Origin of the sequence: Dokdonella soli (genome assembly GCF_039523175.1) — a bacterium.
In the GTDB taxonomy this organism is placed as follows: Bacteria; Pseudomonadota; Gammaproteobacteria; order Xanthomonadales; family Rhodanobacteraceae; genus Dokdonella_A; species Dokdonella_A soli.
Genome location: NZ_BAAAEU010000025.1, coordinates 140,894 through 153,773 on the forward strand (window position 1 = coordinate 140,894; position 12,880 = coordinate 153,773).

At 63.8% G+C, this 12,880-nt stretch carries 12 protein-coding genes; 8 read left to right on the forward strand and 4 right to left on the reverse strand.

Annotated elements, in window-relative coordinates; translation table 11 throughout:
• The first annotated feature begins 244 nt into the window (after positions 1–244).
• The 3 genes from ABD002_RS17740 to ABD002_RS17750 all read left to right on the forward strand — a co-directional run bounded on the left by ABD002_RS17740 (position 245) and on the right by ABD002_RS17750 (position 5,217).
• The gene (locus ABD002_RS17740) at positions 245–1,555 is read left to right on the forward strand and encodes a choice-of-anchor Q domain-containing protein (RefSeq protein ID WP_343793749.1); all 1,311 of its coding nucleotides are present in this window, start codon (positions 245–247) and stop codon (positions 1,553–1,555) included.
• 176 nt (positions 1,556–1,731) lie between these two features.
• Entirely contained in the window at positions 1,732–3,144 is a 1,413-nt protein-coding gene (locus tag ABD002_RS17745; protein ID WP_343793570.1) for a Fic family protein, read from the forward strand.
• Positions 3,145–3,423: 279 nt separating this feature from the next.
• On the forward strand, positions 3,424–5,217 hold the full coding sequence (locus ABD002_RS17750; RefSeq protein ID WP_343793572.1) for an alkaline phosphatase family protein: 1,794 nt from the start codon (positions 3,424–3,426) through the stop codon (positions 5,215–5,217).
• 618 nt (positions 5,218–5,835) lie between these two features.
• Here ABD002_RS17750 and ABD002_RS17755 read toward each other — a convergent pair.
• Positions 5,836–5,988 carry a hypothetical protein gene (locus ABD002_RS17755; protein WP_343793574.1) on the reverse strand — a complete coding sequence of 51 codons (153 nt, stop codon included), beginning with the start codon at positions 5,986–5,988 and terminating at the stop codon, positions 5,836–5,838.
• A 506-nt stretch (positions 5,989–6,494) separates the two neighbouring features.
• Between ABD002_RS17755 and ABD002_RS17760 the strand changes: the two genes are divergently transcribed.
• The 4 genes from ABD002_RS17760 to ABD002_RS17775 are packed head-to-tail and all read left to right on the forward strand — an operon-like array spanning position 6,495 to position 10,307.
• Positions 6,495–7,355 carry an alpha/beta hydrolase gene (locus ABD002_RS17760; protein WP_343793576.1) on the forward strand — a complete coding sequence of 287 codons (861 nt, stop codon included), beginning with the start codon at positions 6,495–6,497 and terminating at the stop codon, positions 7,353–7,355.
• A complete protein-coding gene (locus ABD002_RS17765; RefSeq protein ID WP_343793578.1) occupies positions 7,355–8,476 on the forward strand; it encodes a peptidogalycan biosysnthesis protein in 1,122 nt (373 codons plus the stop codon). The genes ABD002_RS17760 and ABD002_RS17765 overlap by 1 nt, the downstream gene beginning before the upstream one ends.
• Positions 8,442–9,323 (forward strand): arginase family protein, encoded by an 882-nt coding sequence (locus ABD002_RS17770; RefSeq protein WP_343793580.1) that lies wholly within the window; start codon positions 8,442–8,444, stop codon positions 9,321–9,323. The genes ABD002_RS17765 and ABD002_RS17770 overlap by 35 nt, the downstream gene beginning before the upstream one ends.
• Positions 9,324–9,377: 54 nt before the next feature.
• On the forward strand, positions 9,378–10,307 hold the full coding sequence (locus ABD002_RS17775) for an alpha/beta hydrolase (RefSeq protein WP_343793582.1): 930 nt from the start codon (positions 9,378–9,380) through the stop codon (positions 10,305–10,307).
• Positions 10,308–10,382: 75 nt separating this feature from the next.
• Here ABD002_RS17775 and ABD002_RS17780 read toward each other — a convergent pair whose 3' ends face one another.
• From ABD002_RS17780 to ABD002_RS17790, 3 genes are read right to left on the reverse strand one after another with little or no spacing between them, the layout of a single operon-like run.
• Entirely contained in the window at positions 10,383–11,624 is a 1,242-nt protein-coding gene (locus ABD002_RS17780; RefSeq protein WP_343793584.1) for a DegT/DnrJ/EryC1/StrS family aminotransferase, read from the reverse strand.
• On the reverse strand, positions 11,596–11,988 hold the full coding sequence (locus tag ABD002_RS17785; RefSeq protein ID WP_343793586.1) for a DMT family transporter: 393 nt from the start codon (positions 11,986–11,988) through the stop codon (positions 11,596–11,598). The genes ABD002_RS17780 and ABD002_RS17785 overlap by 29 nt, the downstream gene beginning before the upstream one ends.
• A 10-nt stretch (positions 11,989–11,998) precedes the next feature.
• Positions 11,999–12,358 (reverse strand): EamA family transporter, encoded by a 360-nt coding sequence (locus ABD002_RS17790; protein WP_343793588.1) that lies wholly within the window; start codon positions 12,356–12,358, stop codon positions 11,999–12,001.
• Between the two features lie 222 nt (positions 12,359–12,580).
• On the opposite strand from ABD002_RS17790, the gene ABD002_RS17795 reads away from it, so the two are divergent.
• Positions 12,581–12,844 (forward strand): acyl carrier protein, encoded by a 264-nt coding sequence (locus ABD002_RS17795; RefSeq protein ID WP_343793590.1) that lies wholly within the window; start codon positions 12,581–12,583, stop codon positions 12,842–12,844.
• Positions 12,845–12,880 lie beyond the last annotated feature (36 nt).

A 12,880-nucleotide genomic window follows, 5' to 3' on the forward strand; every position in this document is an offset into this window, starting at 1 on the left:
GATGGGGCGCTCCAGAGCGAAAGCAAGTCCGCCGCCGTCATCAGCCGCTCGTGCGCCGGGTCACGAACGGACTTTCCCTCATCGAGCCTCGTCGCCTGTTCGGATTGCCGCGCGTCGGTCGTTCTCATGTGAGTGCGATCCGCCTCGATCCGTACATTGCGCTATAAATCCACCTGCGGAGGGTGCAGGCATGCCAGTCATCCACTCGGAACACCGGCTTCGCTCTCGTCTGAAACCCTTGGCTGTGTGTCTGGCGGCGGCACTTGCGCTGGGCGCGCAGACGTCGCCCGCGCTGGCGAGCATCCTGCCCGTCACCAATTGCGCCGACGACAACAGCGCGGGTTCGTTGCGGCAGGTCGTCAAGGGCGCGGCCAACGGCGATGTGATCGATCTGAGTGCGCTGTCGTGCAGCTCAATCACATTGACGACTGGCCAGATCAACATCGGCGTGAACAATCTGACCTTGCAGGGTCCGTCGCCGCCGCATGCGCCGATGACGATTTCCGGCGGGGACAACTACCGCGTGCTTGCGCACTCCCCCCTGTTCAAGATGGGTACGCTGTCTATCGATCACCTGATGATCGCTTCGGGAAAATACCTGGGCACGTCCTCGCAGGTGAAAGGCGGCTGCATCTATTCGAACAGCAACGTGAATCTCACCAATTCCGTCGTCAGCGGTTGCATCGCGAAGCAGCAGAGCGGTGCGATCAACGCCGACGGAGCACGCGGCGGCGGAATCTACGCCCTGGGGCTGGTGACGCTGACGAACAGCACGGTGTCGGGCAACCGTGCCGATTCTTCGTCTGATATGGGGTACTCGGCGCATGGCGGAGGCATCGTCGCGGGCCATGTGCATGCCTACTACAGCACGGTGAGCAACAACACGGCCGTGGCCGGCACGAACGCGTCCAGCGGGGCCGGCGGCATCTGGACGGGAGATGCGGTGATCACCGCGTCCACGATCGACTCCAATCATGCCGATTCCGGCGCCGGCATCTCCTTCTTCGGCAACGGGTCGACAACCATCACGAACAGCACGATCTCCGCCAATGTGGCGACGACCGGTGCCGGCGGCATCGCCACGTATTTCCAAGCGTCCCTGAAAATACTGAACAGCACGATCGCGTTCAATCAGAGTGCGTCGGGTGTCGGCGGCCTGTCGATAGCGGTCTTCAACAGCCTGGTGATGCACAGCTCGATTGTCGCGGAGAACGCGACCACCTCCGGCAGCGCCGCGGACCTGCACGTGGCAAGCTCGACCGTCAGCGGCACACGCAATCTGGTCATGCACTCCGATGCCTTCCTTCCGTCCGGCATGGTGACGGTCACGGCAAATCCTCATCTGGCCATGCTCGGCAATCACGGTGGGCCGACGCGCACGAATGCCTTGTCGACGTTCAGTTCGGCGGTGGACCAGGGCAACAATGTGAACTCGCTGTTCGACGACCAGCGCGGCCTTGGCTATTCGCGAAGCGTGGGTTTCGGGCCCGACATCGGCGCGTACGAGCGACAGAACAACGACGACGAGATTTTTGCGGACGGCTTTGAGGACTAGCCGCGAATCCGCATATCCACGCTTGCAGCCGCGACCTAGCTACGAAGTCGTCGACGGGGACTAGCAAAGTTTGTCGGTTAATCGCGCCGCATAGAGCGGTTTTTTTCGGCGCGATTCAAGTTGCGCGCCGCCTTATGCGGCGCGATACTGCTTGCGCGCCACATAAGCAGAACATCGTGCCCAAGCTCATTCCTCCAGAAGACCTTGCCGCAGTCCACATGATCGTTGCCCAACATCCGGAGGGAGTTGGCATAGAGGCCTTGCAAAAGGCGCTCGCCACAACGCCCCGCCGATCGCTGCAGCGACGGCTCGCGGAACTCGTAAAACGTGGTCGCCTGCTCAGTGAAGGGCGGGGTCGCGCGATTCGCTATCGCATTGTGCCGCCGTCGACTGCTGAGATCGTCCGCCCTGAAGGTCAGCCTGGCACGCCTGCCGCTGCGGAAAACTACGTGCCGCTGTCGGCAGCGGGGGCGGAAGTTCGCATGCTCGTCCAGCGACCAATCGCCGCGCGCACACCGGTTGGGTACAACAGCGCCTTTTTGGACGGCTACATCCCCAACACGACGAACTACCTTTCGGAACCCATACGACAGCGCTTGCATGAACTCGGCCGTTCGCCCGTTGGCGAGCGCCCAGCAGGTACTTATGCGCGGCACATCTTGAACCGGCTACTCGTCGACCTGTCGTGGGCGTCGAGCCGCCTGGAAGGAAATACCTACACGCGACTGGACACGCAAAACCTGATCGAGTTCGGAATGTTTGCGGCGGGGAAGGATCAACTCGAAGCGCAGATGATCCTCAATCACAAAGCCGCGATAGAAATGCTCGTGGAAAACGCCGACGAGATCGGATTCAACGCTTACACATTTTGCAACTTGCATGCGCTACTGTCAGACAATCTGCTGCCCGATCCAGGAGCATCAGGCCGGATTCGCACGATACCCGTAGACATCACCGGAACCGTCTATCAGCCGCTCGCAATTCCTCAACAGATCGAAGAATTCTTCCGCCAGATATTGGCAAAGGCCGACGCAATCGCCGATCCGTTCGAGCAAGCATTTTTCATCATGGCCCACATCCCTTATTTGCAGCCTTTCGAGGATGTGAACAAGCGCGTCTCGCGTCTAGGCGCGAACATTTCAGTGATACGCAGCAACCTCGCACCGCTGTCGTTCGTCGATGTTCCGGAACGGAGCTATGCCGATGCCGTACTCGGCGTCTATGAGTTGAATCGCATCGAACTGCTCATCGACGTATTCACCTGGGCTTATGAAAGATCCTGCCAGCGCTACACCGTTCTGCGAGACGCGCTGCCGGAGCCGGATCCGCTACGCCTGCGCTATCGCACACAACTGAGGGACGTGGTGGCAATCATCGTGCGCAACATACAGCCCATCGAATCGGAAACGATTCGCGAGCACGCGGCCGCTCTTGTTGCTGAGGGCGACCTGCCTGATTTCGTGGCGATGGTTGCCAATGAACTCCATCACCTTCACGAGGGCAACGTGGCTCGTTATGGCCTGCGTCTGTCCGAATTCACGGACTGGAAATTGCGCACACAAACCTCAGTATCACGTGCTCGTGAGTAACTCTGTGAGTAAGATCCCGCGGGAAGCTCATCGGGCATATGAAAACAACTACTTGAGCCGCTGCTTCGATTCAAAGCGTTAACTTGCCGCGAACTCGTGCAGCATCGGCGATACGCCCGGCGACGCGCCTGCCCACAGGAGTTGGCCCTGCGGCAGCCGCTGCGACGCGCGCAACATCGCCGATATCTCGGCGTAATCAACGTTATATCTGCATGTCATCACCGTCACCCAATACTCGCGTCGCGCCCGATCCGGGCGCGCACAAGAGAGAGGTGGACCGTGAAAGGATTTCGAATCGTTGCATGGGGGGCAGTCCTGGTGGCGATGGCGGCATGTGCATACAGCGCTGCGGCAGTCGCTTCCACTAGCGGAAACCTGATTGTTGGCGGCGATGGCGAGGCCGGCCATTGCACGGGCGACTGGAGCGCCGTTACCACGGTTCCCGGCTGGACCGTCGTGCAAGGCAGCCCGGTGGTGGTGTGCTACTCGATCGGCAGCTTCTCGACGCCGGGCACGCCCTCTCGCGGGAACGCTTTCATCGCCGATGGCCCTTACGGCGATTCCGCCTTGACGCAGACGATCGACGTTTCCGTCGCCGGCTCTGCCATCGACAGCGGATCGACGACTTACACCTTGTCCGGCTGGCTCGGCGGCTGGGGCTCTTACGCCGGCCAAGCCATCGTCACGGCGAGTTTCCTTGATGCAGGCGGCCAATCGCTGGGCAGCAGTGCTCAACTGCCCGCCGTTACGGCAGCCGATCGCGGCTACAGCAATGCGTTCCTGTCTCGTTCGATCACCAACAAGGTCCCGACCGGGACGCGTTCGATATCGGTCCTGCTGCAGTTCATCGATACCTCCGGTTCCTACAACGTCGGCTATGCCGACAACCTGTCGCTGACCCTGTCCACGCCGATGCCGGTGCCGACATTGGCTCCACCGGCCTCGAGCGTGCCGGCCTTCGATCACGTTTTCATGGTCATGATGGAGAACACCGACTACTCGGCCGTGATCGGCGATACCACGGATGCGCCGTTCATCAACGGCCTTGCAACAAGCGGCACGCTGCTGGCCAATGCGAGCGGCACCTACCATCCCAGCGACGAAAACTATCTCGCCATCGCCGGCGGCGACAATTTCGTCCAGGGCGCCATCTACTATCCGAACATCCATGTCTCGGCACCCAACATCGGCGATCGCCTCGAGGCTGTCGGCAAGACGTGGAAAGGCTACGAGCAAGGCATGGGCTCGCCCTGCGCCCTGAGCAGCAGCGATTCGTACTTCGCGCCCGACGATCTTCCGTTCATCAACTTCACCGACATCAGCACCAACAAGGCGCGGTGCCAGGCGCACCTGCTGGATCTGAGCGAATTCGCCATCGACCTGCAAGCGACGGCGACCACGCCGAATTTCGTCTGGCTGTCCGCCGACGACTACTACGACGGCGAAGCATCGGGGAACGGCTCGCCCGCCAGTCTGCGGGTGCAGGACGGATGGCTCAAACAGACATTCCAGCCTCTGTTCAATTCGCCGGCATGGAAGAACCAACGATCGCTGCTGATCCTGACCTGGGACGAATCGGCAACGCGCGGCACCAACCACATCGCCACCATCCTGGTCGATTCGCAAGGACTGGTGCAGCGTGGTTACGTCAGCCATGCGAGCTACAACCACTACAGCGTCGGCCGCACGATCGAATACGCGCTTGGTCTTTCATCCATGACGGCGAACGACCAATACGCCCAGCCAATCAACGATGCCTTCACGCCGACGGCGCCGCCGCCTACCCCGACTCTGGCGACCGCTACGCCGAGCGTTGCCGCCGGCAGCACGATTGTCTTCAACTACACGACGATCGCCGCCGACCTCAGTTCGACCAATTGGGTCGGCATCTATCCCGCCGGCGTCGCGCCGGGCTCGCAAGCATCGATCTCCTGGCAATACACACCGAGCCCGAGCGGCCAAGTCAGCTTCGGTACGAGCGGCCTGGCTGCCGGCAACTATGCTGCCTGGTATTGCTACAACGACGGCTACACCGTGCTGGCGGGACCGATTTCGTTCACGGTGACGCCGTAACGTACTGAGCTCCTCGACGGACGGCTCGCTCTCGAACGAGAGCGAGCCGGTTGTCACCGTCGATAGACATTCCAAGGCATCGCGCTATTGAAGTCTCTGATCAAACACGTCTGCGAACAGCCGCTTGATCGGTCTCCGGCTCCACCGTAACCATGCTGAGCGGCGGTGATTGCATCATCGCTGCCGATCAGCCGGGTAACGGAACCTACGCTGCTGCGCCTGAGGTAACACAGACAATTTCGCTAGTCACCGATCGCATCTTCGCCGACGGTTTTGAGGTACAGCCATAAGGCCTAAGGAACCTCTGAACAAGCTGTCATCCCGGCGAAAGCCGGAGGCGCTTCTCAACAGCCGTAGGCTGGTCATCCAGCTCTACGGCAACTCGTTGAAAAACTGGATTCCGGCCTTCGCCGGAATGACGAGCTCTGACTTGTTCAGACCTTCCCTAAGGCGCTGCCGCAGGTGCGGGAGTGGTCACGTGAGGGATAGGCGATGGAACAGCCCATGGCGCGGCTATCAGGCATCCAAGACGATGCCCACGGATTCATGCATCGCAAGGGGCGTGGCGAGACGCTGAAAACGCCGAAGTGGTACGAGCGATGCGCAGGGAATCCAGCGCTATTCGGTCGCGTTCCGTGACGGAACGTTGTGCTGATCCTGCTGAAGACTCTCCCATGCCTCGCGCTGCATGCGCTCGAGTGTCTTCAGGAAATCCGGCGACTTCGCATCGAGGTGGTCGAGGCCGAGATTCTTCAGAATGTCGTAGCTCATGAATGTCCTTTCGCTGTATCCATCAGATGACGTTACGCAACTCTTATCTCGTGCAGGTACGTCGAAGCCATGCGGCCACTCCTGACGAGACTTGTGCAAATTTGACAATCGACGCATCAGGCGCCTGATGCCCCTGGGGGGGCCTGCGGCGTGACGCCGGCGATCGCCGCTCGGCCTTGCAGAACGTGCTCTTGCAGGGCCCGAAGCCGGGGATGCTGGAAGCAATAGAGGTCTGCTCGGGGCGTATCGCGACCAGCGCAGCAATCACCGGGAGCGCGACGCGCAAGCCGGAGAGCGAAACCTGGTACAGATGGACGAGACGGTCCATGGCAGCCTCCTTTGCAATGCACCGGACCAAGCAAGCAGCGCGCCAACGTCGTCCGAAACGGTCCGGATGAAAGCCGGGCGAAAGATGACCGAATCATGCTGTCACAGGCATTTATCCGGCCCGCGAGCCCATGCGCTGCAACGGATGCCCGCAAACCGTCATGTCAAATCCGCAGTCCATGATCAAACCCTCCGAATTCCACCTGAGCGGCGGCCGTTCCGGCGTCCTGCTGATCCACGGCCTGACCGGCACACCGACCGAGATGCGTTTCGTAGGCAACGGTCTCCACCGCGCCGGTTTCAGCGTGCTCGGCATGCAGCTCGCCGGGCATTGCGGCGACGAGGCCGATCTGCTCGCGACCGGCTGGCAGGACTGGTATGCCAGCGTCGTCGAGGCCGCCGACCGTCTGCGCGAGCAGGTCGACCACCTGTTCGTGGCCGGGCTGTCGATGGGCGCGGTGCTCGCGCTGAAGCTCGCGATCGACCGGCCGCGCGAGGTCGACGGGCTCGGCCTGTACGGCACCACGTTCTTCCATGATGGATGGGCGACGCCGCCGATCGGCCGCCTCGCGTTCCTGCTGCCGCTGCTGACCTCGCTCGGCATCGGCCGCCGCAATAGCTCCGCAGAAACCGAACCCTACGGCATCAAGGACGAACGCATTCGCAACCGCATCGTCGGCGCGATGCTGAGCGGCGACAGCCAGGCTGCTGGCCTCGCCGGTTTCCCGTGGCCCTCGCTGGCCGAACTCCAGCGACTCTCGGTGCATGTGCGCAACCGCATTGGTCGCGTGCGCGCGCCGTGCTTCGTCGCGCATTCCTCGAACGACGACGTCGCCAGCCTGCGCAACGTGCGCATCATCGAACGTGGCGTGCGCGCTCCGGTCGAGTCGCTGCTGCTCGACAACAGCTACCACATGGTCACGGTCGACCAGGAACGCGGCAAGGTGATCGAGCAGTCCGCGACGTTCTTCCAGCAGATCGCCGACCGCAAGCCGCTCGACGTGCCGCGTGGCGCCAGCATGGCCACCGCGATCGACTGATGCCGACGCGCGCATCTCGGACCGCGCCCGCCTTCCGCAACCTGCTCGAACCGCGCGCACTCGTCGACCATTTCCTCGCGCATCCGCCCGAGGATTTTTCGGCATTCACGACGACGTCGGGTGCGCCCGCGTTCGTCGCGCGTTTCGACCTGCTGACCACAGCGGACGCGGACCTGCGACGCCGCGTCACCGCCCTGCCGCTGTACCGCTTCTGGAGCCGGCTGCTGCGTCCGCGCACCTGCTTCATCGGCACCACGGTATCGGAATACGCGCTGTTTCCCGCCGATGCCGATGCGGAAACGATGACCCACGAATGGCTCGCCGAGCACGGACGCCGCCACCCGTTCCTGATCGTCAAGGACATCCCGCAGGAATCGCCGCTGCTGGACCAGGCCAGCAATGCCCAGGCACGTGCGATCGCGTCCGCCTGCGAGCGGGCCGGCTTCGTGCTGCTCGAAGGCCAGGCATTGGCGTGGGTGCCGATCGATTTCGAATCGATCGATGATTACCTCGCGCGGCTTTCCGCGAGCCGGCGCAAGGACATCCGCCGCAAGCTGCGCGCGCGCGCCGGGCTCGACATCGAGGAGATCCCGGCCGGCAGCGCGTTCTTCGGCGATGCCGGTGTGCGCGATGCGTTTTACGCGCTGTACCTCGAGGTCTACGCGAAGAGCGAGATCCATTTCGATCGGCTCAGCCGTGCGTTCTTCGACGCGGCGCTGCAGGATGCGGCAAGTGGCGGCATCGTCTTCGTGTATCGCCACGAAGGCCGCATGATCGGCTGGAACCTGTGCTTCGTCGTCGGCGAGACCCTGGTCGACAAGTACGTCGGCTTCGCCTACCCCGCCGCGCGCGAGCACAATCTGTATTTCGTGAGCTGGATGCACAACCTCGACTACGCGCGGCGCCGCCACCTCGCCTGCTACGTCGCCGGCTGGACCGACCCTGAGATCAAGGCCTACCTCGGCGCACGCTTCACGTTCACGCGCCACGCGGTGCGTCCGCGCAGCCGGCTTCTGCGCGCGCTGTTGCGCCGCATTGCCGGCAAGTTCGAAAGCGATCGCAGCTGGGCCGATGCAAAATCAGCGGATGGAGCGAACATTGAAAGCGCCGATCGTCCTTGATTTCGATCGCTCGGTCGGCGCGCTGCCCGGCGCGACGATCATCGATCTCGCCGATTGGCAGGAGGCGATCCGTTTCGGCTGCTCGCTGCGCCGGTTGCGCGAAGTGCGCGCCGTCATCGAGAGCCGCCTGCCAGCCGCGCATGGCACCGTGTTCCTCGGCAGTGGCGACTATCATCACCTGACTTGGCCGCTGATCGAACGTCGCGCTACTGACGGTCCCTTCGAGATCGTCGTGTTCGACAACCATCCGGACAACATGCGCTTTCCGTTCGGCGTGCACTGCGGCTCGTGGGTGCGCAAGGTCGCGCTGCTGCCGTTCGTCGAGCACGTGCACGTGCTCGGCATCAGCTCGGGCGATGTGTCCGCCGCCCACGCGTGGGAGAACTATCTGGCGCCGCTGCGCCGCGGCAAGTTGAGCTACTGGACGGTCGGCGTCGACACGCGTTGGGCCGCACGTTTCGGGCTCGCATCCGCGTTTCGCGCGTTCGACACGCCCGCCGCGCTGATCGAACGATTCATCGACGAGCGCGGCGCATCGAAGCGGCCGGTATACCTTTCCATCGACAAGGATGTCCTGAGCCCGGACGTCGCACGCACGAACTGGGACCAGGGCCGGCTGAGCGATGCCGATCTCATCCACGTGATCGACCGGCTCGCCGGAACCCTCATCGGCAGCGACATCACCGGCGACATCTCCGCCTACCGCTACCGCAGCTGGTGGAAGCGCAAGCTCAGCGCGCTCGACGAGCAGCCGGAGATCGACGCGGCGCAGCTCGCCGCCTGGCAGGCGCAGCAGCACGCGCTGAACCTGCGGCTGCTCGAACACATCGCCACGGCGAGCCGTTGAAGGCGGCTACAATCGCCGGCCGCCGAATCCCACGATCGATCACGAGAAAACGAAATGGAACGGACTCCGTACCGCCTGCTGCTGACCGTCGTACTGTCGATCACACCGGCATCCCTGCTGCCGGCGCTTGCGGCCGAGCCGCAACCTGCCATGGAAACGGAGGCCGCGCCGCCATTCCAGATCGAGCACAGCGCCGTGCGCACCCTCACGTCGGCGGCGCTGAAACGAAGCTACGACCTCTACGTCAAGCTGCCGCCGGGTTACGACCAACCCGAGAACGCCAAGCGTTCGTATCCCGTGCTCTATCTCAACGACGGGCCATACACGTTCCAGGTCGCATCCGGCGTTACGCGCGTGCCGTTCAATCACGGCACCTTCGAGGACTTCATCCTGGTCGGCGTGTCCTATGCACACGATGAAGACCCGATCGTCAGCCGCGAGCGCGACCTGACCCCGCTGGTCGATATCCGCAACAAACCGCACGCCACCGGCGGCGCGCGCGCCTACCTCGATTTCCTGAAGAACGAGGCGATGCCGCTGGTCGAGAAGACCTACCGCATCGATCCGCGCCGGCGCACGCTGTCGGGACAATCGTTCGGCGGTTTGTTCGGCATCTGGGTAATGTTCAACGAACCGGAACTGTTCCAGAACTACATCCTGACCAGCACCTCGCTCTGGTACAACCGGCGCGCGATGTTCGACGCCGAGGCCGCCTACGCCGCGAACCATCCCGATCTGCGAGCGAACCTCTACATGGCGATCGGCTCCACCGAATACCCGGGCGGCTGCGGCGCCGCGCCCTCGCAATGCCAGGACACGTTTAACATGGTGGCCGACCAGGCCGCGATGCTGAAGCGCCTGGCCTCGCGCAAGTACAAGAACCTGAAACTGCACGGCAAGGTCGTCGAAGGCGCGTTCCACACGACGACGTTCCCGGTCGGGCTGCTGTGGGCGCTGCAGGATCTGTATCTGGTCAGGCGCTGAGCATTCGATGACGCCTGACATCGGCCTCTCGCGACGCCGATGCCGCTGCGGCGCGCTGCGGCGGCTTGATCGGGCTTACGGAACGCGCCGCGCCAGCACGGACTCGAGCGCCGCGCGGATCGCCTCGAATTCCTCGTCGAGCAGCCACGGGCTGTTCGAGATCGTCAGCGTCGTCGCCGCAAACACGCGCGCGTTCGGCGCGTCCTGCTCGCCGACGACGTCCTGCAGATAGCCGTAGTCCGGCAAGGCGTGAATGAACAACCGGCTGACGCCAAGGCCGGCGCCCCAGAGTTTTCGCAGGATCGCATCGCGCGTCGCTTCGTCGGGCAGGCGCAGCAACAGGAACGGCCACACCCCCTGCGCGCCGCTCGGATCGTCGACGACATCGATGCCGGCGATCCGTGCAAGCTGCGCCCGGCGCCGCTGCGCCTGTGCGGCGCAGGCGTCGAGGAACTCCGGCAGCCGCGCGAACGCGCGCGCGCCGACCGACTGACGCCAGCGACCGAGCGTGTGCAGCGGGATCGGCAGCGAGAAATCATCGCCGACCGCGGCGACCGGGTCGCCGCGGCGCAGTGCGCGGCGCAACGGCGCGCCGTAGGCCAGGCCGAGCAGCGACGGTCGGTAAAACGCGTGGTAGCCGAGCAGTTGCAGGGAACGCTTGAGCTCCCAGCCGATGCGCCGCGGCACGATCTCGCGGCTGGTTCGTGCGAACTCGCGACGCAACTCCGGATCACGTGCGACCAGCAGGCCGCCTTCGTAGGTGGTCAGGCCCTTGCCGACCGCGAGGCTGAAGAAACCGGCGTCGCCCTCGAAGCCGACCGGACGCCCGTCGCGCCGAGCGCCAAGCGCCTGCGCAGCGTCCTCGATCACGAACGCGCCGACACGGCGCGCGATCGCCAACGCCGTGTCGATGTCGGCAATGCGGCCGGCCAGATGCGTCGGCACGATCGCGAGCACATCGCGATCGCAGACCCGCGCAAGCTCGCCCGCATCGAAATCGATCGAACCCGGCGCGAGATCGCACAGACGCAGTTCCAGCCCACAGTGGGCGACCGCGAGCGCAACCAGCGGGCAAGTGTAGGCCGGCACGACGACCACGCGGCGGCCACTGAGACGATGCAGGGCCGCCAATGCAACGACCAGGCTCGCCGTGCCCGAGCACTCGACCTGTACCGTGTCCGTCTGCAGGAACTGTGCGGCTCGATGCGCGAGATCGCCGCCTGACGATGAACCGCCAAGCGACGCCAGATCGCGCCAGCGCGGCGGCAGGCCCGCGGTGGGCGGAATTTCAGTGCGGCGCGGTGGGCTGTTCGCCATCGGTTTCGCTGATCGCAAGGCAGACGATGCCGGCGATGATAAGCGCGCTGCCGAGCAGTTGCGGCACGCCGATGTGCTCGCCGAAGATCACCACCGACAGCGCCATCACGCTGATGACCTCCAGATGCGAAGCCGCGAACGCCGGGCCGATCGGCGCGTGCTCGAGCAAGGTCATCCAGCTCACGAACGCGCCGATATAGCAGGCGATCGCGCAATACACCCACGGCGAGGACAGCACGCGCAGCACCCAGCCGAGGTTCGCTTCCGGCGGCATCGCATGGTTTGCGGTCAGCTTGAAGCAGATCTGCGCGAACGTGTCGAAGCAGACCAGCACGAGGAATCCGATCAGATAAAAGCGTCGCATGGGATCAGCCTCAGCCTCCGAGCCCGACCACGGCGACGCCGCCGGCGATCAGCAGGATGCCGAGCGTGCGCAGCGGCGAGAAGCGCTCGTTGAACAGCAGGCGCCCGGCGATCATCACCGCGACGATGTTGATCGAGCCGAGCAGCACGCCCTCGGACAGCGGCACCAGCGAAAGGAACGCGAGCCAGACCAGGAACTCGCCGACGTAGGCGGCGATGCCGCACCAGATCCATGGCCGCGCCGCCATGGCCTTCCAGCGCGCGAGGCCATCGCCGAGATCCGGCCCGACCGCGGCCGCCTTGAAGGAAAGCTGCCCGAAAGTATCGAGCAGTATGTTGAGCAGCCACAGCGTGACCACGGTCGCGGACATCGGATGACCTTTCGGGGGCGGCGCCATTCGGCGCTTGCGGGTGTGGCGGCGCAGTATGCCCGCGCCGCATTACAGCGTCGACCACGAAGATCGAGCCGATCAAGACCCGGGTGGCAATGTTGCGACCGTGCTTGAACAACGCGGCGTACCCGGCGATCATGCCGGCCAGCCGCACCCCCGCGTCGCCGCCGTCGTCGCGCGACGAAACCTTGGAGACGTGGAATGAGCAGCGTACAGGACACCGTGTTCGACATCATCGCGAAGGAATCGGGCATCGATCGCAGCAAGATCACCCCGGACGCGACCCTGAAGGATCTGGAAATCCAGTCGCTCGATGCGGTGCAGATCATTTTCGAGATCGAAGACCACTTCAAGATCACGATGCCGGACCGCGACCCGAACTTCGACACCGAATCGGTGAAGGGTCTGGTCGACGCAGTCGAAAAGCTGGTCGCCGCGCAGGCCGCGCCGCCCGCTCAATCCTGAGGCCAGCGGTCTCCTCACCCGTTCGACAGGGACACG

Bases quoted from the DNA above. Each gene is read 5' to 3' on its own strand.
- ABD002_RS17760 (WP_343793576.1), top strand. From the start codon at position 6,495: ATGATCAAACCCTCCGAATTCCACCTGAGCGGCGGCCGTTCCGGCGTC.
- ABD002_RS17770 (WP_343793580.1), top strand. From the start codon at position 8,442: ATGGAGCGAACATTGAAAGCGCCGATCGTCCTTGATTTCGATCGCTCG.
- ABD002_RS17795 (WP_343793590.1), top strand. From the start codon at position 12,581: ATGAGCAGCGTACAGGACACCGTGTTCGACATCATCGCGAAGGAATCG.
- ABD002_RS17765 (WP_343793578.1), top strand. From the start codon at position 7,355: ATGCCGACGCGCGCATCTCGGACCGCGCCCGCCTTCCGCAACCTGCTC.
- ABD002_RS17780 (WP_343793584.1), bottom strand. From the start codon at position 11,624: ATGGCGAACAGCCCACCGCGCCGCACTGAAATTCCGCCCACCGCGGGC.
- ABD002_RS17775 (WP_343793582.1), top strand. From the start codon at position 9,378: ATGGAACGGACTCCGTACCGCCTGCTGCTGACCGTCGTACTGTCGATC.
- ABD002_RS17790 (WP_343793588.1), bottom strand. From the start codon at position 12,358: ATGTCCGCGACCGTGGTCACGCTGTGGCTGCTCAACATACTGCTCGAT.
- ABD002_RS17785 (WP_343793586.1), bottom strand. From the start codon at position 11,988: ATGCGACGCTTTTATCTGATCGGATTCCTCGTGCTGGTCTGCTTCGAC.
- ABD002_RS17755 (WP_343793574.1), bottom strand. From the start codon at position 5,988: ATGAGCTACGACATTCTGAAGAATCTCGGCCTCGACCACCTCGATGCG.